The sequence below is a fragment of the Pseudomonas sp. PA27(2017) genome (assembly GCF_001945445.1).
Lineage (GTDB): Bacteria > Pseudomonadota > Gammaproteobacteria > Pseudomonadales > Pseudomonadaceae > Aquipseudomonas.
In genome coordinates this window covers 205,469-230,142 of sequence record NZ_MSXW01000061.1, presented here as the reverse complement: position 1 = coordinate 230,142, position 24,674 = coordinate 205,469, and the positions used below count along the sequence as shown (strand labels likewise).

General features: G+C 64.5%; 22 protein-coding genes and 1 pseudogene. 17 read left to right on the top strand and 6 right to left on the bottom strand.

All coding sequences use genetic code 11. The features are described from left to right. Positions 1 to 133 precede the first annotated feature (133 nt). The 13 genes and pseudogenes from BVH06_RS22665 (at position 134) to BVH06_RS22605 (ending at position 16,260) form a co-directional block, all read left to right on the top strand. Positions 134 to 934 carry a type VI secretion system accessory protein TagJ gene (locus BVH06_RS22665; protein ID WP_075935565.1) on the top strand — a complete coding sequence of 267 codons (801 nt, stop codon included), beginning with the start codon at positions 134 to 136 and terminating at the stop codon, positions 932 to 934. Further along, on the top strand, positions 922 to 1,437 hold the full coding sequence (tssE, locus tag BVH06_RS22660; RefSeq protein ID WP_075928421.1) for a type VI secretion system baseplate subunit TssE: 516 nt from the start codon (positions 922 to 924) through the stop codon (positions 1,435 to 1,437). The genes BVH06_RS22665 and tssE overlap by 13 nt, the downstream gene beginning before the upstream one ends. Then, positions 1,434 to 3,293, top strand: coding sequence for a type VI secretion system baseplate subunit TssF (tssF, locus tag BVH06_RS22655; protein ID WP_075935564.1), 1,860 nt, complete (start codon positions 1,434 to 1,436; stop codon positions 3,291 to 3,293). Before tssE ends, tssF begins: the two co-directional genes overlap by 4 nt. Then, a complete protein-coding gene (tssG, locus tag BVH06_RS22650; protein ID WP_075928419.1) occupies positions 3,257 to 4,288 on the top strand; it encodes a type VI secretion system baseplate subunit TssG in 1,032 nt (343 codons plus the stop codon). Before tssF ends, tssG begins: the two co-directional genes overlap by 37 nt. A gap of 11 nt (positions 4,289 to 4,299) precedes the next feature. Continuing rightward, on the top strand, positions 4,300 to 7,002 hold the full coding sequence (gene tssH / locus BVH06_RS22645; protein ID WP_075935563.1) for a type VI secretion system ATPase TssH: 2,703 nt from the start codon (positions 4,300 to 4,302) through the stop codon (positions 7,000 to 7,002). A gap of 25 nt (positions 7,003 to 7,027) precedes the next feature. Continuing rightward, positions 7,028 to 8,884: pseudogene (locus tag BVH06_RS26110) on the top strand (type VI secretion system Vgr family protein); the annotation flags it as partial. 955 nt (positions 8,885 to 9,839) lie between these two features. Beyond that, positions 9,840 to 10,301: a hypothetical protein gene (locus BVH06_RS22635; protein WP_075935562.1), complete on the top strand. Its 462-nt coding sequence runs from the start codon at positions 9,840 to 9,842 to the stop codon at positions 10,299 to 10,301. A gap of 21 nt (positions 10,302 to 10,322) precedes the next feature. Beyond that, positions 10,323 to 11,435: a DUF2169 domain-containing protein gene (locus BVH06_RS22630; RefSeq protein WP_075935561.1), complete on the top strand. Its 1,113-nt coding sequence runs from the start codon at positions 10,323 to 10,325 to the stop codon at positions 11,433 to 11,435. Then, on the top strand, positions 11,425 to 13,227 hold the full coding sequence (locus tag BVH06_RS22625; RefSeq protein ID WP_075935560.1) for a DNA/RNA non-specific endonuclease: 1,803 nt from the start codon (positions 11,425 to 11,427) through the stop codon (positions 13,225 to 13,227). Before BVH06_RS22630 ends, BVH06_RS22625 begins: the two co-directional genes overlap by 11 nt. A gap of 1 nt (position 13,228) precedes the next feature. Beyond that, on the top strand, positions 13,229 to 13,642 hold the full coding sequence (locus tag BVH06_RS22620) for a hypothetical protein (protein ID WP_075935559.1): 414 nt from the start codon (positions 13,229 to 13,231) through the stop codon (positions 13,640 to 13,642). 312 nt (positions 13,643 to 13,954) lie between these two features. Next, the gene (locus BVH06_RS22615) at positions 13,955 to 14,503 is read left to right on the top strand and encodes a hypothetical protein (protein ID WP_075928413.1); all 549 of its coding nucleotides are present in this window, start codon (positions 13,955 to 13,957) and stop codon (positions 14,501 to 14,503) included. An 80-nt stretch (positions 14,504 to 14,583) separates the two neighbouring features. Next, positions 14,584 to 15,549: a hypothetical protein gene (locus BVH06_RS22610; RefSeq protein ID WP_075935558.1), complete on the top strand. Its 966-nt coding sequence runs from the start codon at positions 14,584 to 14,586 to the stop codon at positions 15,547 to 15,549. 63 nt (positions 15,550 to 15,612) lie between these two features. Then, entirely contained in the window at positions 15,613 to 16,260 is a 648-nt protein-coding gene (locus tag BVH06_RS22605; RefSeq protein ID WP_075935557.1) for an HAD family hydrolase, read from the top strand. A 20-nt stretch (positions 16,261 to 16,280) separates the two neighbouring features. Here the strand turns inward: BVH06_RS22605 and BVH06_RS22600 are convergent, their stop codons facing one another. Together BVH06_RS22600 and BVH06_RS22595 are read right to left on the bottom strand one after the other, a co-directional pair. After that, positions 16,281 to 16,535 (bottom strand): DUF1161 domain-containing protein, encoded by a 255-nt coding sequence (locus BVH06_RS22600; protein WP_075928410.1) that lies wholly within the window; start codon positions 16,533 to 16,535, stop codon positions 16,281 to 16,283. A gap of 34 nt (positions 16,536 to 16,569) precedes the next feature. After that, a complete protein-coding gene (locus BVH06_RS22595; protein ID WP_139315711.1) occupies positions 16,570 to 17,658 on the bottom strand; it encodes an aminopeptidase in 1,089 nt (362 codons plus the stop codon). Positions 17,659 to 17,750: 92 nt separating this feature from the next. Between BVH06_RS22595 and BVH06_RS22590 the strand changes: the two genes are divergently transcribed. Beyond that, positions 17,751 to 18,170: a hypothetical protein gene (locus tag BVH06_RS22590; protein WP_075935556.1), complete on the top strand. Its 420-nt coding sequence runs from the start codon at positions 17,751 to 17,753 to the stop codon at positions 18,168 to 18,170. Positions 18,171 to 18,222: 52 nt separating this feature from the next. Here the strand turns inward: BVH06_RS22590 and BVH06_RS22585 are convergent, their stop codons facing one another. The 4 genes from BVH06_RS22585 to BVH06_RS22570 form a co-directional block, all read right to left on the bottom strand. Beyond that, entirely contained in the window at positions 18,223 to 18,648 is a 426-nt protein-coding gene (locus BVH06_RS22585; protein WP_075928408.1) for an OsmC family protein, read from the bottom strand. 85 nt (positions 18,649 to 18,733) lie between these two features. Beyond that, positions 18,734 to 19,729 (bottom strand): LLM class flavin-dependent oxidoreductase, encoded by a 996-nt coding sequence (locus BVH06_RS22580; protein WP_075928407.1) that lies wholly within the window; start codon positions 19,727 to 19,729, stop codon positions 18,734 to 18,736. A 159-nt stretch (positions 19,730 to 19,888) separates the two neighbouring features. Further along, on the bottom strand, positions 19,889 to 20,110 hold the full coding sequence (locus BVH06_RS22575; RefSeq protein WP_075928406.1) for a DUF1161 domain-containing protein: 222 nt from the start codon (positions 20,108 to 20,110) through the stop codon (positions 19,889 to 19,891). Between the two features lie 112 nt (positions 20,111 to 20,222). Next, on the bottom strand, positions 20,223 to 20,438 hold the full coding sequence (locus tag BVH06_RS22570) for a dodecin (protein ID WP_075928405.1): 216 nt from the start codon (positions 20,436 to 20,438) through the stop codon (positions 20,223 to 20,225). 173 nt (positions 20,439 to 20,611) lie between these two features. Here BVH06_RS22570 and BVH06_RS22565 point away from each other — a divergent pair, with 173 nt between their 5' ends. The 3 genes from BVH06_RS22565 to BVH06_RS22555 all read left to right on the top strand — a co-directional run bounded on the left by BVH06_RS22565 (position 20,612) and on the right by BVH06_RS22555 (position 24,566). Further along, entirely contained in the window at positions 20,612 to 21,115 is a 504-nt protein-coding gene (locus tag BVH06_RS22565) for a sigma-70 family RNA polymerase sigma factor (protein WP_075935555.1), read from the top strand. Then, on the top strand, positions 21,112 to 22,062 hold the full coding sequence (locus BVH06_RS22560) for a FecR domain-containing protein (protein ID WP_075928403.1): 951 nt from the start codon (positions 21,112 to 21,114) through the stop codon (positions 22,060 to 22,062). The genes BVH06_RS22565 and BVH06_RS22560 overlap by 4 nt, the downstream gene beginning before the upstream one ends. A 98-nt stretch (positions 22,063 to 22,160) precedes the next feature. Further along, a complete protein-coding gene (locus BVH06_RS22555; RefSeq protein ID WP_075935554.1) occupies positions 22,161 to 24,566 on the top strand; it encodes a TonB-dependent siderophore receptor in 2,406 nt (801 codons plus the stop codon). The last annotated feature ends 108 nt before the right edge of the window (positions 24,567 to 24,674 follow it).

Below are 24,674 nucleotides of genomic sequence, written 5' to 3'. Positions count from 1 at the left end.
GGCACTGCGCCGGGCATCGCTGGTTCTGACCAGAACGAATTTTCGATGACGCGCCGCTCACTGCCAACACAGGCGCAGCGCGTCGAAGGATCACCGCACGAATGCGGTGACCGCTCCAGTACAGGGACCGACGATGACTGCCGAACAATACCTGCGCAACGCACAGCTCGACGAAGCGCTGAAGGCGCTGCAGGACCAGGTTCGGGCGCAACCCGCCAAGGCTGAACTGCGCGTGTTCCTGTTCCAGCTGCTGGCGGTGATGGGCCAATGGAGCCGTGCGCAGAATCAGCTGAAGGTCGCCGGCGAGCTGGATGCTGCCTGCCTGCCGATGGTGCAGACCTACAGTACGGCACTGAACTGCGAGGCCCTGCGCGAGCAGGTGTTCGCCGGCAAGACCACGCCCGTGGTGCTCGGCCAACCCGCCGAATGGGTCGCGCCGCTGATCCTCGCCCTCGAACAGGACGCCCAGGGTAACGCCGCAGCAGCCCAGAGCCTGCGTGACCAGGCCTTCGAAGCCGCTGCTGCGGTGCCAGGCACGCTCGATGACACCCCCTTCACCTGGCTGGCCGACGCCGACCCACGCCTGGGCCCGGTGCTGGAACTGATCGTCAACGGTCGCTACGTCTGGCTGCCCATGGAAAACATCGCCAGCCTCAGCGTCGAAGCACCAAGCGATTTGCGAGATCTGGTCTGGCTGCCCGCCCAGTTGACCCTCACCAATGGCGGCAGCACCGTGGCGCTGATCCCCAGCCGCTATCCCGGCACCCACACCAGCAGCGACGGCGCGCTGCGCCTGGCACGCAAGACCGAATGGCAGGACGACGGCGTGCCGCTCGGCCAGCGCCTGCTGGCCTTCGATGGCGGCGACCAGGCGCTGTTCGATTTGCGCACGCTGAGCTTCGAGCACGGGAATGCTGCGGCATGGCCGACCTGAAACGTCAGGAGCGCCTGCAGCCCGCCCTGCTCGACCGCCTGCTCGACGACGACCCGAGCAACCCGGCGGAGAGCGTCGACAAGCGCGTGCTGACCCTCAACCAGCTGCGCACCTCGGTGCTGCGCGACCTGGCCTGGCTGTTCAATACCATCGCCCCGCTGACCAGCGACGACGAAGCCCTGACCCGGGCCGGCAGTTCGGTGGTCAACTTCGGCCTGCCGCCGCTGGCCGGGCATAGCGCCTCGAGCATCGACATACCCGCGGTCGAGCGCCTGCTGACCAAAGCCATCGCCGACTTCGAGCCGCGCATCGTGCGTTCGTCGCTGCGCGTGCGCGCCCGCCAGGAGGCCGAGGAAATGAACCACAACTCCCTGAGCTTCGAGATCGAGGGTGATCTCTGGGCCCACCCGATGCCGCTGCGCCTGCTGCTGACCACCGAACTGGATCTGGAAACCGGGCACGTCCAGGTGCTGCCCGCCGACGCCTCACGGAGACGCCGATGAACCCGCGCCTGCTCGGTTACTACAACCAGGAGCTGCAGCACATCCGCGAAAGCGCAGAGGAGTTCGCCCGTGAATTCCCGAAGATCGCCAGCCGCCTGAGCCTGTCCGGCGTCGAATGCGCCGACCCCTACGTGGAGCGCCTGCTCGAAGGTTTCGCCTACCTGACCGCGCGGGTGCAGCTCAAACTCGACGCCGAATACCCGACCTTCACCCACAACCTGCTGGAAATCGCCTATCCGCACTACCTGGCACCGACGCCGTCGATGACCGTGGTGCAGTTGTGCGCCGACCCCAATGAAGGCTCGCTGAGCAGCGGCTTCACCCTCGACCGCGGCGCTTCACTGCGCGGCGCCCTGGGCAGCGAGGCGCAGACCGCCTGCGAATATCGCACCTGCCAGCCAGTCACCCTGTGGCCACTGGAGGTCACCCAGGCCAGCTATTTCGGTAATCCGAGCACCCAGCTCGGCCGCCTGGCGGCCAGCGAACCGGGCGCCAAGGCCGCCGTGCGAGTGCGCCTGCGTACCGGCGCCGGGCTACCGTTCAATGCGCTGGACCTCGACGAGCTGACGTTCTATCTGCACGGCGCCGATGAGCAACCGTTCCGCCTCTACGAACAATTGATGGGCAACGTCTGCGCCCTATTCGTGCGGGCCGTGGACGGTTCCTGGGTCGAGCGCCTGCCGCCGGACAGCCTGCGCCCGCGCGGCTTCGATGATCAGGACGCCGCACTGCCGGTGGTACCCCGCGCCTTCCAGGGCTATCGCCTGCTGCAGGAATACTTCGCCCTGCCCAACCGTTTCCTGTTCGTCGAGCTCACGGGCCTCAAGCGCGCCGTACAGCGCAGCACCAGTCAGGAACTGGAACTCGTGGTGCTGTTCAACCGCCTCGACAACAGCCTGGAAAACAGCATCGGTGCCGAGCAGTTCCGGCTGTTCTGCACCCCGGCGATCAACCTGTTCGCCCGCCGTGCCGACCGTATTCACCTGAGCGATCGCGTGCACGAGCACCAGATCATCGCCGACCGCACCCGCCCGCAGGATTTCGAGATCCATTCGGTCACCGAGGTCAGCGGTCATGGCAGCGGCCCCGAGCAGCCGTTCCAACCGTTCTACGCGGTGCGCGACCCGTCGCGTTATGGTCGCGAACAGGCCTGGTACAGCCTGCGCCGCGAGCCTCGCGTGCTGTCGAGCAAGCAACGGCGCAACGGCCCGCGCTCGACCTACGTGGGCAGCGAGACCTTCATCTCGCTGGTCGACGCCAACCAGGCACCCTACCGCCATGACCTGCGCCAGCTGGGCATCGGCACGCTGTGCACCAACCGCGACCTGCCGCTGTCGATGCCGATCGGCGGCACGCGCAGCGATTTCACCCTCGAAGACAGCGCCCCGGTGGTCGCCGTGCGCTGCCTGGCCGGGCCCAGCCGCCCACGGGCCAGCCGCGCCCACGACGCCAGCGCCTGGCGCCTGATCAGCCAGCTGTCGCTCAACTATTTGTCGCTCAGCGAGCAAGGCCAGGGCGCTGCGGCGCTGCGCGAACTGCTGCGCCTGTACGGCGATGTCGGTGACAACGCGCTGCAACTGCAGATCGACGGCCTGCGCAAGGTTACCGCCCAGCCGTGCACGCGGCGCCTGCCGATGCCGGGGCCGATCGTCTTCGGGCGCGGCCTGGAGATCGGCCTGGAATTCGACGAGAACGCCTTTCGCGGTACCGGCGTGTTCCTGCTCGGTTCGGTGCTGGAGCGCTTCCTGACCCGTTACGTGTCGATCAACAGCTTCACCGAGACGGTGCTGCGTACCACCGAACGTGGCGAAGTGATGCGATGGAGGGCCAAGCCCGGATGTCGGCCGACGCTGTGAACAGCCTGGCGGCGATGGCCGAAACGCCCTGGAACTACGATTTTTTCCAGGCCATGCGGCGCATCGAGTGCGAGTACCCGGAGCGCCCGCGCCTCGGCCATTCCGTGCGCCTGGTCGACGACCCGCTGCGCCTCGGCCAGAAGCCGGACTGCGGCTTCGCGCCTTCTACCCTGGCCAGCGTCATCCACGACAGCACCGGCACGCCGCGTATCGAGCAGTTCTTCTTCGGCCTGACCGGGCCCAACGGACCGCTGCCGATCCACCTCACCGAGCACGCCCGCGAGCGCCAGCGCCACCATGGCGATGCCACTTTCAAGCGTTTTCTCGACGTCTTCAACCACCGCCTGCTGACTCTGTTCTACCGCGCCTGGGCCGAAGCCCGGCCAACGGTGGCCCAGGATCGCGCCGCTGACGACTACTGGTCGCCGCGCCTCGGTGCGCTATCCGGCCGCGGCATGGAAAGCCTGCTCGGCCAGGGCCCGATCCCGGACGCGGCGCGCTATTACTTCACCGGCCATCTGGCCAGCCAGACCCGCTATCCCGACGGGCTGCAGGCCATTGTTGCCGAGTACTTCGGCGTGCCGGTGGCGCTCGAGGAATACATCGGCCAGTGGCTGCCGCTGCCGGAATACAGCCGCCTGGGTGCCAGCACCTGCACCCTGGGCATGGACCTGTGTCTGGGCACCCACGTATGGGACCGGCAACACAAATTCCGCCTGCGCATCGGCCCACTGAGCCTGGCGCAATACCGCCGTTTCCTGCCCGACCAGCCGCTGCTCGCCGAGCTGGCGGCGTGGGTGGCCGAGTACGTCGGCATGGAACTGGACTGGGACACCAACCTGGTGCTCAAACAGGAGGAGGTACCGCCCGCGTCACTGGATGGCGGCTGCCGACTCGGCTTCGATACCTGGCTCGGCAAGCCGCGCGAGGATGCAAAGGATCTGCTGCTGGATAGGCATCACGTCGCCACCCAGCCGCTCACTACCCCGAATTAGAGGACAGGAAAATGAGTGAAATCAGTCGCGCCGCGTTGTTCGGCAAGCTCAACAGCGTCGCTTACAAGGCCATCGAAGCCGCCACCGTGTTCTGCAAGCTGCGTGGCAACCCCTATGTCGAACTGAGCCACTGGCTGCACCAGATCCTGCAGTTGCAGGATTCCGATCTGCACCAGATCATCCGCCAGTTCAGCATCGAGCCGGCGCGCCTGGCCAAGGACATCACCGAGGCCCTGGACCGGCTGCCGCGTGGTTCCACTTCGATCACCGACCTGTCTTCCCATGTCGAGGAAGCGGTCGAGCGCGGCTGGGTGTACGGTAGCCTGATGTTCGGCGAAAGCCAGGTGCGCACCGGCTACCTGATCGTCGGCATCCTCAAGACGCCAAGCCTGCGCAACGCGCTGCTGGCCATCTCCCGTGAGTTCGACAAACTCAAGGTCGAGACCCTCACCGAGCGCTTCGACGAAGTGGTCGGCACCTCGCCGGAGAACGCCCTGACCGCCACTGACGGCTTCCAGGCCGGCGCCGCGCCGGGCGAGGCCAGCGGCGCCATCGCGCCGAGCGCCATGGGCAAGCAGGAAGCGCTCAAGCGCTTCACCGTCGACCTCACCGAGCAGGCGCGCAGCGGCAAGCTCGACCCCATCGTCGGCCGTGACGACGAGATCCGCCAACTGGTCGATATCCTCATGCGTCGCCGGCAGAACAACCCGATCCTCACCGGTGAGGCCGGCGTGGGCAAGACTGCAGTAGTCGAAGGCTTCGCCCTGCGCATCGTCGCCGGCGACGTGCCGCCGAGCCTCAAGGACGTCGAGCTGCGCAGCCTGGACGTCGGCCTGCTGCAGGCCGGCGCCAGCATGAAGGGCGAGTTCGAACAGCGCCTGCGTCAGGTCATCGAGGACGTGCAGAGCTCGCCCAAGCCGATCATCCTGTTCATCGACGAAGCCCACACCCTGGTCGGCGCAGGTGGCGCGGCCGGCACCGGCGACGCCGCCAACCTGCTCAAGCCGGCCCTGGCCCGCGGCACCCTGCGTACCGTGGCAGCCACTACCTGGGCCGAGTACAAGAAACACATCGAGAAGGATCCGGCCCTGACCCGTCGCTTCCAGGTGGTGCAGGTCGACGAGCCTTCCGAGCATCGCGCCATCCTGATGATGCGCGGCGTTGCCTCGACCATGGAAAAGCACCATCAGGTGCAGATTCTCGACGAAGCCCTGGAGGCCTCGGTCAAGCTGTCGCATCGCTACATTCCGGCGCGTCAGTTGCCGGACAAGTCGGTCAGCCTGCTCGATACCGCCTGCGCACGCGTGGCCATCAGCCTGCACGCGGTGCCAGCCGAGGTGGACGACAGCCGTCGACGCATCGAAGCGCTGGAAACCGAGCTGGCGATCATCGGCCGTGAAGAGGCCATCGGCGTGAACATCGGCAGCCGCCGCCGCGACAGCGAGTTCGCGCTGGCCGAAGAGCGCAGCCGCCTGGCCGGCCTGGAAGCGCGCTGGAGCGAGGAAAAGGCGCTGGTCGACGAACTGCTGGCCACCCGCGCCAGCCTGCGCGCGGCCGCCGAACCGGTGGACGAGACCAGCCGCGAGGCCGGCGCTGCCCGTCTGAGCGACGAGGAACACGCCACCCTGCGCAGTAAACTCGCCGACCTGCAGAGCCGCCTGAGCGCCCTGCAGGGCGAAGACCCGCTGATCCTGTCGACCGTCGATTACCAGGCCGTGGCCTCGGTGGTCGCCGACTGGACCGGCATTCCGGTCGGGCGCATGGCGCGCAACGAGATCGAGACCGTTCTCAAGCTGGATGCGCACCTGAAGAAACGCATCATCGGCCAGGACCACGCCCTGGAGATGATCGCCAAGCGCATCCAGACCTCCCGCGCCGGGCTCGACAACCCCAACAAGCCGATCGGCGTGTTCATGCTCGCCGGCACCTCCGGCGTGGGCAAGACCGAAACCGCCCTGGCCCTGGCCGAAGCCCTGTATGGCGGTGAGCAGAACGTCATCACCATCAACATGAGCGAGTTCCAGGAAGCCCACACGGTGTCCACCCTCAAGGGCGCGCCACCGGGCTACATCGGCTACGGCGAGGGTGGCGTACTGACCGAAGCGGTGCGCCGACGCCCCTACAGCGTGGTATTGCTCGACGAGGTCGAGAAGGCGCACCCGGACGTCCACGAGATTTTCTTCCAGGTGTTCGACAAGGGCGTGATGGAAGACGGCGAAGGCCGCCAGATCGACTTCAAGAACACCCTGATCCTGCTGACCACCAATGCCGGCACCGAGATGATCGCCGGGCTGTGCAGCGACCCGGAACTGATGCCAGAGCCCGAAGGCATCGCCAAGGCGCTGCGCGAGCCGCTGCTGAAGATCTTCCCGCCAGCCCTGCTCGGCCGCCTGGTGACCATCCCCTACTACCCGCTGTCGGACGACATGCTCAAGGCCATCACCCGCCTGCAGCTGGAGCGCATCAAGAAGCGCATCGAAAGCACCCACAAGGTGCCGTTCAGTTACGACGATGCGGTGGTCGACCTGGTGGTGTCGCGCTGCACCGAGAACGAGAGCGGCGGCCGGCAGATCGACGCGATCCTCACCAACAGCATGCTCCCGGACATGAGCCGTGAGTTCCTCGGCCGCCTGCTCGAAGGCAAGCCGCTCGCCAGCGTGCAGGTGAGCGTGCAGAACCAGGATCTGCATTACCAGTTCGAACAGGTGCAATAACGCCCGCCGCGCGAGAGGACGCTTGATGGCAATTACTCAGGATGCACGCATGGCCATCGTCACCAGCCCGCTGGGTGGTGACGTGCTGGTGCTGCGCCGCATGGAAGGCCGGGATGAGCTCAGCCGGCCATTCGCCTACGAGTTGGCGTTGATATCCGAGGACCACTCGCTACCGCTCAACGCCTTGCTCGGTAAGCCCATGGGCCTGACCCTGCAACTGGCCGACGGCAGCGACCGTTATTTTCACGGTATCGCCGCGCGCTGCAGCCAGGCGGCCGGTAGCGGACAATTCGCCAGCTACCGGGTCACCCTCAAACCCTGGTTGTGGCTGCTCTCGCGGACCTCCGACTGCCGGATATTCCAGAACAAGACGGTGCCCGACATCGTCAAGCAGGTGTTTCGCGACCTGGGCTTCTCCGACTTCGAAGACGCGCTGACGCGCACCTACCGCGAGTGGGACTACTGCGTTCAGTACCGGGAAACCAGCCTGGACTTCGTCAGCCGGCTGCTCGAGCAGGAAGGGATCTACTACTACTTCCGCCACGAGCAGGCCCGCCACGTGCTGGTGCTGTGCGACGCCTACGGTGCGCATCGAGCAGCACCGGGCTACGCCAGCGTTCCCTTCTTCCCCCTGGAAGATCAGATGCGCGAGCGCGATCACATCTACGACTGGCACCTCGATCACGAGGTACAACCCGGTTCGCTGGAGCTCAACGACTACGACTTCCAGCGCCCCAGCGCCCGCCTGGAAGTACGTTCGATCGTCTCACGGGCGCACAGCAACGCCGGTCATCCGCTGTTCGACTACCCCGGCGAATACGTGCAGAGCAAGGACGGCGAGCAATACGCCCGCAACCGTATCGAGGCCATCCAGACCCAGTACGAGCGCATTCAGCTGCGTACCAACGCCCGCGGCATCGGCTCCGGCCACCTGTTCAGCATGACCGGTTACCCACGCGCCGATCAGAACCGCGAATACCTGACCGTCAGTGCCGACTACCAGATCGTTCAGGAAGCCTTCGAGAACAACACCCATGATGAACCGCTGCAATTCGACAGCCGCCTCGACTGTATCGATGCCAGCCAGGTGTTCCGTCCGCTACCGCTGACCGTGCAGCCCATCGTGCAGGGCCCGCAAACGGCATTGGTGGTCGGCCCCCAGGGTGAGGAAATCTGGACCGACCAGTACGGTCGCGTGAAGGTGCACTTCTACTGGGACCGCCACGACCAATCCAACGAGAACAGCTCATGCTGGATTCGCGTGTCGCAGAACTGGGCGGGCAAGAACTGGGGCGCGATCCAGATTCCACGCATCGGCCAGGAAGTGATCGTCAGCTTCCTGGAAGGTGACCCCGACCGGCCGATCATCACTGGCCGCGTCTACAACGCCGAACAGACGGTGCCCTACGACCTTCCGGCCAACGCCACCCAGAGCGGCATCAAGAGCCGCTCGAGCAAGGGCGGCACACCTGCTCAGTTCAATGAAATCCGCATGGAGGACAAGAAGGGCGAAGAGCAGCTGTACATCCATGCCGAACGCAACCAGAACATCGTCGTCGAGCAGGACGAAACCCACGCCGTCGGCCGCGACCGCAGCAAATCCATCGGCCGTAACGAGACCGTCGACGTGGGCGCCAATCGCACCAAGAAGATCGCCCGCAACGAGCGTTACAGCATTGGCCACAACAAGACGGTCAACATCGGTCGCTTCAAGGTCGAAAGCATCGGCATGGCGAAGATGACCAACGTCGGCCTGGGCTATAACCGCAACGTCGGCATGGCCATGTTCTCGGCCGTGGGCATGAACCGCACCGACTTCATCGGCAAGACCTGGGCCGTTTCGGCCGGCGACAAGATCGAATTCAAGGTCGGCAGCTCACAACTGACGCTGACGCCGGACGCCATCTACCTCAGCGCCAAGGACATCCATTTCAAGGCGCAGGAGTACCTGCACGCCGATGCGCCTTCGGACATCCTGCTCAACTCGGGCACTGCACAACCTGCCCCCGCGCACAGCGGCAAGCTGGAACCTGGCTCACAGGTGGGCGCGCTCGCGGCCATCGCCGGGGTGGTGCGCGGGCTCGGCTCACAAGCAGGCCCAACGGCCCAGGGCAATGACAAGCGCCCGGCGGCCGACGCGCAGAGCAGCCTTTCGCTGAAAAGCAGCTCGCCCGCAGCTCAGACGCCCACTGCGGTGACCACCGGGCTGGGCAACGCGGTGGATCGCCTCGCCGCGCAATCACCCTCGCTGCAGAAGGATCTTCGCACGCTGCAAGAAGACGGCTGGGATATCGAATATGGCCCTGCCGGCGAAGGGACCTTCGTCACCCAGGAGGGTGACATCAGCAAGATCGTCATCGATGGCGACATGCGCGGCTCTCCCGACACGGTGACGCAGTTGCTGGCCCACGAAGTGGGGCATGCCACCAATCCGTACGTGGAAGATTTGTCCTCCAAGGCGGCATACGTCAATGGCGCGCTGAAGGACGAAGGCGCAGCCGTGCTGAACAACATCAAGGTCCAGCGCGAAATCATCGCCAGCGGCGGCCCCGACATCGGCATCAATGGTTCGGCGGCCAACCATGCCGGCTACAACGCGGCCTACGACCAACTGCTCGGCAACGGCAACAGCGACGCTGCACGCTCGGCGGTGGGTCGCTTGTGGGGCGGCGAGACGTCATCGGTCAAGGTCGACGGCCAGTTCGTCACGTACAACGATTACTACGGCAGCTGGTATGACGACAACGTCGGCAAGTAAACGGCTTTTCTTCAGGCTCTTCGCCTATCTGCTGGTGGCGAGCGCAACAGCCTGCTCTACAACGAACGAGAACGAACGGATGAACCAAGCCTCTTTCACGCTCTGGCAAGCCATCGAGCAATTGGCGCAACAGGCACCGCTGACCAAGGCCAAGATCGAGCAGACGCTCGGTAGTCCCTTGCAGCTGGACAAGCAGGATGAACATCGCGCTCGCTGGGTTGGAGGCGATGTGGCCTTGCTGGACAACGTACGCATCGCGCAGATCGGTTTCACGGTGCTCAGCAAGGAGCAGGCGAGCGGACAGGGTACCGTCGGTCTGTTTCTGAGCGGTGCCTGCATCGGCCGCGAAGAGCTGCAGGCTCGATATGGTGAGCTGCAGCTGGTCTCGGCCCCGCGTGGTCGCTCGCTACACGAGAGCAGCGTCTGGGAAAGCACACGGCCCTGGGGCCAACTGCGCTTCGCCTTCAAGCAGAACAACCCCGAGTGCCTGCACAGCGTGTCGCTCGTCACGGCCGCGCCAGCGCTGCCCGACGAAATCTGACCCCGGGCGAACGGGCGCACCGTGCAGATCGATAACCGCAGCGGCTTTCCCCACGCCTGGTTCGAGAAAACCGGGCCGGGCGGCATCGTCCACGACGTGCTGGTGCTGCGCGGCACCTTCGACTTGAACGACCGCTATAAACCTTTGCAGCGCGCCGCGAAGCAGGCCGCCATCGTCTATGCCGATGAGTATGACGGTCATCCCGAGGTCAACCCTCTGCAGAGCGTGCTGCGCCGCGAAGGTGATCTGGTGCTGCTCAAACCGGCCAGTGATATCTACGTCACCGGTACGGCGCACAGTGAAGGCAGGGTCGCCAAACCGGGCTGGCTCGCCGGCATCCGTGTCGGCAACCGGCGCAAGCTGTTGCAGTTGCACGGCCCGCGGCGCTTCGAACGCCACGGGCAGCAATGGCGCCTGAGCGGCGCGGAATCCGTCACGCAGGTGCCGCTCGACTACCGCTACGCATTCGGCGGCTGCTACAGCGTAAGGACGGGCGAGCAAGGCGAGATCGAGCGGGTATACAACCCGCAGAATCCAGCCGGGTGCGGCTGGCTGCCCAGCGAGGCCGACCTTCAGGCGATGTCACCCGAGGCTCAGGCCCAGCTACGCCAATGGCTCGAAGAAGTAAGCGAACTGCCGGCGCCGCAGATCGAGGATGTCGAGGCGCCCGTCGCTAGCCCCCATGACGCCCTGCCGCCGCAGGGCCTCGCCCCCCTCGCCCGCTGGAGCCAGGAGCGCCTGCAATACGCCGGCACCTACGACGAGCACTGGCAGCGTGAGCGCTACCCGCTGCTGCCCGATGATTTCGACGAGCGCTTCTACCAGGCCGCCCCGCCGGACCTGGTTCAGCCAGGCTACCTGGCCGGCGACGAATTCATCTCGCTGCTCGGCCTGCTGCCCGAAGGGCTGACCCATTTCCGCCTACCCGGTGTGCTGGCGCTGGTCTCCCTGACCACTACCAGCGGCCTTTGCCGGCAAGGGCCGCTGGTGCTCGATACCGTCGCCATCGACCTGGATGCCCGGCAGGTCTCGCTGATCTGGCGTGGCACCTTCGAGCGCATCGAGCCATGGCGACGGCTGGCGGTTGGTACGCTGGACGCTCCCCTGAGACAGGAGGACGTGCATGGCGCTTGATATCGACATCGTCGCGGGCCCTCACCACAACGCCAACCTGTTTCGTAAGAATTTCGGCATCGACAGTGCCGACCAAGCTACAAGTGCCCTGAATAATCTGGATGCTCTGTATGCCCGTGGCGGCCACCCTTGGGAAGCCTTCACAGCCCGCAACGGCGAGTATTTTCCAGGGCAGCGGGAGAGCTTCGACAAGACCGCAAGACAGGTCAAAGACCTCTACGACCAAGGCATCTTCAAAGACGGTGAATTGGCGGAGTCAAAGCCGACAGAGGATGGCAAGGACCTCGTGGGCAACGCCCGCCACGCCGCCAACGACAGCCATGAGTGGAAAGCGGTCTGCTCGGTACCGGACTTCTGCAAGGTCGGCAACGCCGTGGTGCCCTTCGACAGCTTCGCCACCATCGGTAACCAGACCCAGTCCTCGCCCAACGTCAAAGCTCAGGGCGTGCCGGTGTATCGCGTCGGCGACCTGCACAAGGGCGTTCAGGGCGATGCCGGCTCCCATGTGGTGGCCGGCACCTCGCTGGGCGGCGGCTACGTCAGATTTCTCAGCGGCCAGAACGACGTCAAGGTCAACGGTATTCCCCTGGTGCGCCAGGACAGCACCTGCCTGGTCAACTGCAATGGTGCCGGTATCGGCGGCGCACTGGGCAAGGTCGTCACGACCCAGCGCAGCGCGGCCACCCAGGCGCAAGCCTCCGACAAAGAGGCCAACCCGGAGCTGCAAGCGCTGCTCGACGCAGAAGCCGACGAGCGCTCGTTGTGGCAGAAGACCAAGGACTTCGGCTCCGGCGCCTGGAGCAGCACCAAGCGAATCGCTGAAGCCAGTGCAGATGATCCACTGGATACCGGCGTCGGCGTACTGAAGGGCATTGGCAACTTGCCCACCGACCTGTGGAACCTGGGCGTGGTGGCCAGCAAGTACACTTCGGTGGCGGGCATCCCACCCGTCGCCGTGCGCGCCAACGCCATGGAAAAGGCAGCCATTGCTGCCCACCAGGCCGGTGATCTGGCCAAGGCCAATGAGCTCGCCCGGCAGGCGAGCCAGATGATGAGTTCAGGCTATGCCGACGATCTGTTCGAGCTGACCAGCGATGCGCAAACCGGTGGCTCCGTGCTGTCGATGTTCATACCTGGCAGCGTGGTCGTGAAGGGCGCCAGCAGGGCGAGCAAGGCGGTACGTGGCATAGAGGCTGCAGATACCTTGGCGGACACCGCTCGCGGAGCCGAGGGGGCGGCGCAAGCAGGTAAAGCCACTGGGGGCGCCAGTGAAAGCGCACGCGCGTCCGAGGCGACATCGGAGACGGGGAAAGCCTCGGACAGCGCTCGACAGGGCGTTCAAGTCAAGAAGCGCAGGCTGAAGGCCAACGACAGTTATGAGCTCAATGGCTACAAATACACTACGGACGCAGAAGGCCGTATCAATTCTGTCGAAGGCAAGTTGTCACTGAAAAAAGCTGATCGCAACCCCTACGCTCAACGTACCGTTGGCAAGGAGGATGGAAGGCTGGCTGACGACCAGGGGGGTCACCTCATCGGTTCACAATTTGGCGGCCACGGTGGAAAAGGCAACCTGACGCCAATGCACAAGGACATCAATAACTACCACGCCGGTGAGTGGGGACAGATGGAGAAGCGATGGGCCAGCGAGTTGGCGGCCGGAAAAGACGTACATGTTAAAATCAGGCCCATATACACCGATGGAAGTGCGCGGGCCAGCGAGTTCAGAATCACCGAGACGATTGGCGGCAACACGGCCAAACACACCATCATCAATCCTACAGGTCACTGAAATGACGCCCGAGATACAGCAGCTGCAGCAAACAATAGCCCAAGGTGTATATGAGGCGCTGCCCGATGAAGGTTGGACGGAGGCTAGCTATTGCTTCCTGGCGATCACCCGTTTCTTTTCCGAAAAAGGCTCCTATCGACTGAGTGATGGACGTGCCGTGTCGTTCGTTGCGGAAGATGAGGTCAGCGACGCGTTTCGCGAGCTACGGCCCAAGATGGCCGCACTGCATGAAAATGGCCATGCCTGGTACACCGCAACATTCAAAATCACACCTGATGGTAACTTCCGCTTCGATTTCATTTACGACGAACTGCCAGCCTTTGAAATCATTCCTTCTACCGATAAGTGGGCGGACGAGTTTCGCAGCTACCCTCGACCGGAGTTGCAGGACCGCGTTCCGCCGCAGCCTAACTGAAGGCACCGCGTCCTGGCCTCTGCCCGTGCCCCGACAGCTCACGCAGATCATTGCGGGCCGTTGGCGGCATCGATGTATTGAATGGCATCTCTGGACACGACCGGTCGGGGCAAGAACGCGCAAGCAGCCAGCCGCCACATGGCCTGCTTACCGAAAATGCTTACAACTCAAATATATGCCAACTGCCGACCTTGGGCTGGAAGTGCGTAGGTCAGTTGGCAGCCCTGGACGCCACGCAGACACGCAGGGCTGGATGCGAAGCGGCGGCTATCAACTGTACTGCCCCATTCGGCCCTGCACTAAAATCGCCCCATGAAAAAACCACGCTCCAGTTTCCTGACCGTTCTCACCATCTTCGCCATCGCCGCCGCCGTGATCGGTGGGTTCTGCCTGATCGGTTTCGCCTTCTACCTGTTCTTCACCGGGGCGATTTTCATCGATGGGGTGGCCAGCGCGGCGGTCTTGCTGGGGTTCGCTGCCATTGCCTGGAAGGCACGCATCACCTGGGCGAAGCCAGTGGCGGCGGCGGTGCTGATTGCGATCGCCGCCTATGTCGGCATGTTCCTCGATGCCCGCGGCAACCCGGTCTACAACAAACCGCTGGAGTGGTTGTTCGCCCCGGCTGGCGCGCAATTGGAGACCCGGGAGATCGTCACCCACGGCGGCGGCAGCACCGGGGTGAATTACGACTTCCGCTTCGTCGATGCCAGCGGCCACAAGGTGGATGAGCTGAGCAGCTGGATAGTGGTGCCGTTTCGCTTCGTCGAGTATCTGCTGATTCTGTCGGCCCTCATGTGGCCGCTCACCTGGCTGCGTGGCCGCTTCGGTCGCTCGCAATGGCTGCCGCCGCCGTCTCGCTGAGGCGCACGTACAACCTGCTTCAAGCCCACCTATTTGCTCTCAACCCTGCTGGCGCCGCGTCGCCGCAAAAGGAAATCGCCATGGATAACCCCTCCCCCGTCATCGGCCAGGCCGAGTCCGGCCATGGCATCGAGCCTCGACGGTCATCACGCCTGCCCATGCGCCTGCTGTTCACGGCGCTGGCGTGCTGTACGGCGAGCCTGATGATCCACTGGCTGATCATGTGGCTGACGCTGGAGCCGGAGTATTTCCAGGCCTATCTGAACAACCTGTGGCAGCTGGCGGCCTATTGGCTCAGCGCCCTGGCGGTCGACGGCTGCAGTGCGCTGCTGCTCGCCCGCTATTACCTGCAGCGCCACGATGTGGTTGATGTGAGCCGCCCGACGCGGCTCATCGCGCTGTTCGTCGGCCTCTACCTGGTGGCCATCTTCGTGGTCGGCCTGCTCTACAACCTGCTGTGGGCGCAGGTATCTCCCTGGTTGTATGAAAATGCCCGCGGCATCTCGCCCACCTTGCTCATGCTGCCGCTGAACCTGGTGTCCTTCATGCTGGCGACCCTGCTGCCGCTGTGGCTGAGCCTGCACCTGATGCGCCGCACGGGCCAGTTCCAGAGCGGGCTGACCCAGGTGAGCCGTGGCGAGACCGCGCTGGCCTTCGGCCTGTTGTTCATCGTGCTCTACACCAAGCTGCTGACGCTGCTGCCCACCACGGCCATCAGCCCTTACGGCATGGAGTGGATGCTCGGGCTCAGCACCGCCGTCGGCCTGGTGTACGGGCTGGTGGCGCTGATCGCCGCGCAGCGCTCGCTGCCGGCGCAATTGCCGCAGCTGGCAGTGGGCCGCCTGCTGGCGAGCGTGCTGGTGTGCATGGCGATCTGGCTGCTGGTGGCCGGCGTGCTGGGTTTCGTACTGCTGGTGGCGCTGTATGCCGGCTCGGAGTTTCTGGTGCTGGCGCTGATGGTGCTGTTCGGCGTCCTGCTGCTGGCGCTGCTCTGGCCGCTGACCCTCCTGAGCCTGCGCTGGATCTATCGTCCGCTCGCCGCCTGAGTTGCCGCGGCAACCCACGGTGCGGGACAATCCGCGCCGATTCAGGCCAGCGGATACCCTCACATGCAGCAGCGCACCGTTCTCTTCGACCTCGACGGCACCCTCACCGACCCGCGTGAAGGCATCACCCGCTCGGTGCAATATGCGCTGTCGAAACTGGATATCCACGAGCCCGACCTGGTCGCGCTGGAGCACTTCATCGGCCCACCGCTGCTGCAATGCTTCATGCATACCTACAGCCTGAGCGAGGCACGCGCCTGGGAGGCGGTGAACCATTACCGCGATCGCTTCCGCGAGGTCGGGCTGTACGAGAACCAGCTGTTCGACGGCGTGATCGAACTGCTGCAACTGCTGCAGGAACAGGGCCGCACCCTGTACATCGCCACCAGCAAACCGACGGTGTTCGCCAGCGAGATCGCCCGGCACTTCGATTTCGCCCGTTACTTCAAGGCCATCTACGGCAGCGAGCTGGATGGCACGCGCACCAACAAGGTGGAGCTGATCGCCTACCTGCTCGAACAGGAAGGCCTCGATGCGGCCGACACGCTGATGATCGGCGATCGCAAGCATGACCTTATCGGCGCCCACAGCAATGGCTTGCAGGCGGTGGCGGTCGGTTACGGATTCGGTAGCCTGGAGGAGCTGAGCGGCGAGCGCCCGGCTCACCATGTGCAGACGCTGGCTCAGCTGCGCCAGGCGTTCAGCGCCTGAAGTGGCGGCGGCGCGAGCCGCTACATCATTCGCGATCCGGTCAGGTCGTTGCGCTGGTAGATCACCTTGCGGCTGCCGCCATCGCAGGTGCCGATCACCATGGCGTCGTCTTCGACCTCTTCGTTGGGCACGATCTCCAACGTGTAGCTGGAAACGCCCGCCGCCTGGATCTTCACTTCGATTTCCTGCTTGAGCTCTTCGCACGACTTGGGCGCCGCCCAGGCGTTGCTGCTCATCACGCCCAGCACCAGCATCACTGCCGTCCATCCTCTCATCACGACCTTCCTCTGCGTCTAGTTGGTTCTGACCCTACTCTGGGACAGCGCCCAGCGCTCGCAGTTGTATAAGCCGTTGCGTTTGCGGCAAAGCCCCCAATTCGGCGACCCGCTGGTAGAACGTCGGCCAGTCGCCGTCGACCTCGGCGAACAGCCTGGCGAAAGCCCCCACCCATTGGTCATAGAGCCCGAAGGGCAGCAGCTTGGCATTGTTCAAGGGGCCATTGATCCAGCTGTCGTAGTAGCCCACGCCCTGCCACTGGCTCGCGCGCAACTGTCGATACTCGGCGCGCAGGCGCGCGAATTCGGCCTGCTTGCCGGCACGCATCGCCTCGGCATCCAGGCCACTGGCGTAGAGCGTCTCCAGGCGAGCGCGACTGGCCAGCACCAACGCGGTGAATTGTTCACGCGGCTGCGCACCGAGCTCTCTGGCGGCCGGCAGACCGCGGGCCGCGCGCCATTGCCGCAAACCCTCCTGCTCGACGAACGTGGCGTAGGACTCGTTGAATGCCGTATCGCCGGCCAGGTAATACTGCTGGTGCGCCAGCTCATGGAAGATCACCGCGACCAGGCGCTCGTCGCTCCAGCGCAGCATGGTGTTGAGGATCGGGTCATCGAACCAGCCCAGGGTCGAATAGGCTTCCACGCCGCCCAGGTAGGTATCCAGCCCCTGGGCCTGGAGCAGGGCCGCCGCGCCACGGGCGCGGTTCTGCTGGTAGAAGCCGCGATAGGCCACGCAGCCGGCAATCGGAAAGCAGTGCAGCTGCGGTTGCAGCGAGAACTCCTCGGTGGCGAACAGGTTCCACACCACGAACGGCCGCTGCAGGTCGGCGTACAGCCGATAGCTGCGGTTGTCCGGCAGCGCCAGCCTCTCGCTGGCGAAGCGTCGCGCCTGCTGGGAAAGCGCCAGCCGCTCGCGCAGCCTCGCATCGGTGGCCGGATCGTCGATCAGCGCCTGCACCGGCTGCCGCGCGCTCAGCAATTGCAACTGCCCACGGGCCAGTTGCCCGTAGTAATCGACCGTGCTGCAGCCGGTCAGCGCCAAGGCCAGCAGGGGAACCGTCGCGCGGCGCGACAGGTCGACAAGAAAAGAGATGCACTGCTCGAGCATGGCCGTGGTCATGTGAAGGGTGATCGCCTCATCCTACCGCGAAGTCGCGGCCGCTTTGCGCGATACTGCTGCATCCACCGAATCGGCCCATGGGAGATACCTCGATGCGCCAGCCCCTCCTGCTTGCCAGCCTGCTGCTTCTGGGCGCCTGCGCGTCGCCGCTGCCGGCCGCCGACCCGAACATGGCCTGGATCGACCTCAAGGGCGAAGGCATCGACCTGCTGATGGCCGAACGCCTGAATCGCGAGCGCGTCAATGACGGTCGTTATTTCCAGGTGACACCGGGCGCCCATGAGCTGGACATGCGCTATCGCTTCGAGATCGCCGGCGGCGGTGGCTCATCGATGATCTCAGAGCCACAGGAGCTGACTTGTGACGTGCGCATTCGCTATGACGACTTCAAGGCCGGTCAGCGCTATCGCGTCGAGGCCCGTTCGGCAGCAATGCGTGCCCAGGCGGCGCTCTACGATGCAGACCGCAACGTGCTGGCGCAGGGCAAGAATCTGCGCTGCGGCACTTTTTGATCTGAAGGACTGAGCCGCGCAAGGCGGCTCAGGTCTGGCAGGCGGAAGCCGTTCAGGCTTCCAGCACGGCTTCCAGGGTGATCTCGGCGTTCAGCACCTTGGATACCGGGCAACCGGTCTTGGCGGTTTCCACTGCTTTCTCGAAGGCAGCGCGGTCAGCGCCCGGAATCTTGGCTTTCAGCGACAGATGCACGGCAGTGATGGCGAAGCCGCCGTCCTGCTTGTCCAGAGTGACTTCGGCCTTGGTGTCGATGCTCTCGGCAGTCATCCCCGCCTCACCCAACTCCTTGGACAGTGCCATGGAGAAGCAGCCGGCATGGGCTGCGCCGATCAGCTCTTCGGGGTTGGTGCCGGGCTTGTCTTCGAAGCGGGTATTGAAGCCGTAGGGCTGTTCGGAAAGCACACCGCTCTGGGTGGAAATGGTGCCCTTGCCGTCTTTGATGCCGCCCTGCCAGTGGGCCGATGCTGTCTTCTTCATCTTTACGCTCCTGTTGATAAGGGGTACAGAATTCAGAGAGACAGCAGCCGGGCAAGTTCGAGTTTTTTGCCGGGTGACCGGCTGCTCAGCGCAGGCTGGCGAGGATATCGAAGGCGTGCAGGCGGTCAGCGAAGTCGTAGTGGTCGCAGGTGAAGATCAGCTCGTCGGCCTCGGTCTGCTCCAGCAATACCTCAAGCCGCGCGCGGATCTTCTGCGGCCCGCCGATCACCGCCATGCCCAGGAAGCTGCCCACGGCATCGCGCTCATGGGGCAGCCACAGGCCTTCCATCGACTCCACCGGCGGGCGCTGCACCAGACTCTGGCCGCGGATCAGCGAGAGGATGCGCTGGTAGGCGGAGGTCGCCAGGTACTGCGCCTGCTCGTCGGTATCGGCGGCCAGCAGTGGTACACCGAGCATCACGTAAGGCTTGTCGAGCACCTCGGACGGTTTGAAGGCGTTGCGGTAGACCCTGATCGCCTCGTGCACGTAACGCGGCGCGAAGTGCGAGGCGAAGGCATAGGGCAAACCGCGCTCACCAGCCAACTGGGCGCTGAACAGGCTCGAGCCGAGCAGCCAGATCGGTACGTTGGTGCCGGTGCCGGGCACGGCGATGACGCGTTGATCCGGAGTACGCGGGCCAAGGTAGCGCTGCAGTTCGGCGACATCCTGGGGGAAGTCGTCAGCGCTGCCGGAGCGCTCGCGGCGCAGCGCATGGGCGGTGAACTGGTCGGCGCCTGGCGCGCGGCCCAGCCCCAGCTCGATGCGCCCCGGATACAGGGTCGCCAGGGTGCCGAACTGCTCGGCGACCACCAGCGGCGCGTGGTTGGGCAGCATCACCCCGCCCGAGCCCAGGCGAATGCGCGAAGTGCCGGCGGCCAGATAGCCAAGCAAAACAGCGGTGGCCGAACTGGCGATGCCGTCCATGTTGTGGTGTTCGGCGACCCAGAAACGGTTGAATTCCAGCGACTCGACGTGCCGGGCCAGCGCCAGCGAGTTGTGCAGCGCCTGCTGCGGGCTGCCGGTGTCGCGGATCGGCGCCAAGTCGAGAACGGAGAAAGGAAGTTTCGCGAGTGCGGACATGAGAAAACCCTTGCTGATGGATAACGCCGAGGCCTTACCCGAGTAAAACAGTAGGTCTTATCCTACGCCTCCCAACCGGCTCAGGCCAACTCGTGACAAATCGCAGGCAGTAAAAAGCCGGCTGCGCAGAGGCTGCGAGCCGGCTTCGAACCATCGTCATCAATTGCGCTGGTAGACGATTTCCTTGGTGTCGCCACCGCAGGTGCCGACCACCTGGCGATCGGTCACGCTGCCTTTGTCGACGATTTCCAGGGTGTAGGACGCAACACCATTGGCCTGGATCTTCGCATCGATCTCGCCTTTGAGCTCTTCGCAGTCCTTGGCCGCGAAAGCCGAACCAGCGAGTGCCATCAGGCCTGCTGCAAACAACACTTTCTTCATCACAAACGCTCCCTCGTACCAGTGAACAACGCCGGGTGCCTAAAAGTGGCCCGACTCAATAAAGCCGCAGATCGCCGTTATGGCAAGTACCTGCGGCTGCCCAGGCCCGCGATCAGCTGTTGGCGACGCGGAAGCCGACTTTCAGAGTGACCTGATAGTGAGCCACCGCGCCATCGGCGATGTGACCACGGGTTTCGGTGATTTCGAACCACTCCAGATGCCGGATGCTCTTGCTGGCCTCGGCCAGTGCATTGTTGATGGCATCTTCGATACTCGAGGTGGACGAGCCAACCAGCTCGACCTTCTTGTAAGTGTGATGATCCGACATATCCGCCTCCAGGGCTGTGAATTGAGGTGGGCTGATCGCCCTTAATCAATCAGTCACTGGAGCGCGCTGCTAAGTTCAGGTTTTCGTGGTGCGCCATGCCGATGACGATTGCCGGCATTTGCCAATGAACTTTAGAATGAGAAACATTAGCACCCTTTACGGAACGTCACGCTGTGCGCAGCCATTCCAACGCGCTAGGTTTTTTCTTCAGCGATCATCATCGCTGGTTGGTGCAATACGCCCAGCGCCAGTTGCGCAACCGGGCCGATGCCGAAGACACCGCCGCCGAGACCTTTTGCCAGATGCTCAACGCGCGCGTCGACCCGGCGAGCATCGAGCAGCCGCGCGCGTTTCTGTCGACCATCGCGCGCCGCTTGATCTTTGACCGTCACCGCCGTAAACGCCTGGAGTTGGCGTACCTGGAGCGCCTGGCACAAGTGCCCGAGGCGCTGATGCCCTCACCCGAAGAGCGCCTGCTGCTGCTCGAGGCTCTGGATGCCATCGACCAGGCCCTCGATGGGCTGCCACTGGTGGTCAAGAGAGCCTTCCTGTATAGCCAGCTCGACGAACTCAGCTATGTCGAGATTTCCCGACGCCTGGCCGTGTCCGAACGTACGGTGAGCCGCTATATGACCCAGGCGCTGCGTCAGTGCTACCTGAGCGCCATGCAACCATGAGCGAGGCTCCACTCGGGCGCGCTGCAGAAGAGGCCATCGCCTGGATGGTACAGCTGCGCGCCGGTACCCCGAGCGTTCGGCAAAAAGCGCGTTTCGAGGCCTGGCTGGCCAGCGATACGGCGCATCAGCAGGCCTGGGCTCAATTGCAACGCGGCCTGGGCGGTCATTACGAACGGGTGCGCCAGGCGCCCGGCCACCTGCGCGATAGCCTGCTGCATAGCGAACCCAACCGTCGTGACCTGTTGCGCGGGCTGGTCGGCCTCGGCCTGCTTGGCGGCAGCCTGTGGCTGGCGGCGCGCAGCGATCCCGGTCGCGTCCTGCTGGCCGATCTGCGCACTGGCCGCGGCGAGCGACGTACCCTGACCCTGAGCGACGGCAGCCAATTGACCCTCAATGCCGACAGTGCAGTCGACCTCGACCTGCGCGCGCAGCATCGTCTGCTGCATTTGCGCCAGGGAGCGCTGCTGGTTCAGGTGGCCGCCGACCCGGCGCGGCCGTTCGTGGTTCGTACCTCCCACGGCGAAGCGCGCGCGCTGGGCACACGCTTGATGGTCGAACGCCAAGCCGAGTCGAGCCGCGTGGTAGTTCTGCAGCACTCGGTGCGTGTCTCGCAACCCACGGGGCACCATCTTGACCTGCAGGAGGGCCAGGCCGCCGCGCTGCAACCGACAGGCATCAGGCGCCTGGCAGGCGACCAGCGTTATCGCGCCGATTGGCTGCAGGGACAACTGAGTGTGCTCGACGAGCCGCTGGAGACGGTGATCGACGCATTGCGCGCCTATCGCAGCGGCCTGCTACGGCTCGCTCCGCAAGTACGGCAATTGCGTGTCCAGGGTGTTTTCCCGTTGGACGACAGCGACCGCACACTGGCAGCGCTGGCCGAAACCCTGCCACTAAGGATAGAGCGCTATGGCCCCTGGCTGACCCTGATCGGCCCCCGCGGTTAATCCGCCAGATAACGAATGAATATCCTTCGCATCCGTGTCCGGTTTTCATATCTCGTTGCACCTCTCTCCTGACGACCTCACTTTTCAGGAGAATCCCCGTGTTCAAACCCTGGCCTCTCGCCCTGGCTATCGCACTGACCTCAGGGCTGCCGATGGCAATCGCCCATGCCGAGTCAAACCTTCAGCAACAACTGCTGAACTTCGAACTGCCGGCTGCTGGTCTGGGCACCACCCTCAATGCCATCGCCCGCCAGAGCGGCCAGGTCATGTCGCTCGACCCTGCGCTGGTGGCCAACAAACGGGCACCGGCCATCGTCGGCGCGATGAGCACGCTGCAAGCCCTGCAACGTGCGCTGGGCGACAGCGGCTTGCAGGTAATAGTCACCAGCAGTGGCGCGTTCAGCGTGGTGCCGGCAGTGCAGGCACAGGGAGCACTGGAACTGGGCGCCACCAACATCAACGGCATGGGGCTCAGTGAGGTCACCGAAGGCTCGGGTTCCTACACCTCCGGCGCGGTCACGCTCGGCAAGACAGCGCGGTCGCTGCGTGAAACGCCCCAGTCGGTCACCGTGGTAACCCGCAAGCTGATGGATGACAAGAACCTGGTGACCCTCGATCAGGTGATGGCCCAGACCCCTGGCATAACCCGCGCCAATCGCGGCTACGGCAACCACCATTTCAGTTCCCGCGGCTTCGACCTCAGCGATGAGAGCTACATGGTCGACGGTGTACCCGGCCTGGCCTATGGCTACACCGGCCTGATGGTGCCTGACATGGCCCTGTTCGACCGCGTGGAAGTCCTGCGTGGCGCCTCCGGACTGCTGGTCGGCGCGGGCAACCCCGGCGGCGCGGTGAACCTGGTGCGCAAGCGACCGACCGCCGACCCGCGCTTCACCGTCATGACGCGTGCCGGATCCTGGGACAACTACCGCCTGGATCTGGACGCCAGCGGCCGCCTCAATCCGCAGGGCAGCCTGCGCGGCCGTCTGGTCGCCGCCTACGAAGACCGTGGCTACTTCACCGACGTCACCACCTCCAAAAGGCCGCTGCTGTACGGCATCGTCGAAAGCGACCTGAGCGACAGCACCACGCTGGCCCTGGGGCTGCGCCGCCAGACGCTGCGCACCGATGGCTACAGCGTGCTGGGCCTGCCAACCAACCCGGATGGCAGCAATCCACACTTGAAACGCTCGACCTACCTGGGGCAGGACTGGACCAAGATGCAGACCCGCGTCGATGAGGTGTTTGCCGACATCACCCAGCGTTTCAACGACAGCTGGACCGGCAAGCTGGCGCTGTCGCACACCGAGAGCAGCTACAACCGCAGCGCCATCGAATGGAGCGCCGAGGACTCCCTGCAGTACGCCGTGGCAGGCGGCCCGCAGGTCAACGACATCAGTTACCACAAGTTCGACGCCACCTCCAACGCCGCCGACGGCCACCTGGACGGCGAGTTCGAGGCCTTCGGCCTGACCCATAGCCTGACGGTGGGCGCCAACTGGTCAAGGCGCAAGCTGAACGATAAGGACGCCACGGTACGCCTGGACAGCCCCTTACCGCTCAACGTCTTCGCCCCCAGCCACGACAACGTGCCTGAACTCGCGCGCCAGGGCTGGGACGCCAGGAACGACACCTTCGAAACCCAGTACGGCACCTACCTGAACACGCGCCTGCGCGCTACCCGGGACCTGAGCTTCGTGCTCGGCGCGCGCCTGAGTTGGTACAAGACCGAGGCGTGGAACGACGACAGCGTGTCGGTCAACGAGCAGAAACACGAATTCACTCCATTCGTGGGCGCGATCTATGATCTGGACGAGCAATGGTCGGTCTACGCCAGCTACGCTGACGTGTTTCTGCCGCAGGCCGATTACCGCACGGTATCCGGTAGCCTGCTCGATCCTTCGGTGGGTTCCAACTACGAGACCGGCCTCAAGGGCGAGCTGTTCGACAAAAGCCTGAACCTGTCCTTCGCGCTGTTCTACATCGAGCAGCAGGACGTGGCGGTACGCGACATGCAAAACGACGGCGCCTGCCCAAGTGACCCGGCCGGCCGCTGCTGGCTCAACGGTGACGGCATCAATCGCAGCAAGGGTTTCGAGGCCGAGGCCAGCGGGGAACTGCTGCCGGGCCTGCAGGTGGCGGCCGGCTACACCTTCAACACCACCCGCCAATCGAGTGGCGGGCCGATCTCGGCGCAAACCCCCAAGCACATGCTGCGTCTCAACACCAACTACACGCTGCCCGGTGCCTGGAGCCGCGCGAGTGTCGGCGCTGGCGTGTCGGCCCAGAATGGCTACCACGATGCCTACAACGGGGTGAGCAACAGCGGACGAGCGATCTTCGACGCCCGTGCGGCCTACCAGCTCGACCCGCACTGGACGGTGGGCATCGATGTGCAGAACCTGCTGGACCGCAAGTATTTCGCGTCGACCGGCTACTGGACGCGTGGCACCACCTACGGCGAACCGCGCAGCTACATGCTCACGCTAAGAGGCGACTTCTGACCCGCGCATGCGCCCCTGCCCCGGCAGATCTGCGACCGACAAACGCCTGTCCGAGGTGCTTGTCGATCGCGACACCGCGGATGGTCATGCGCTGCGCTATACGCAACG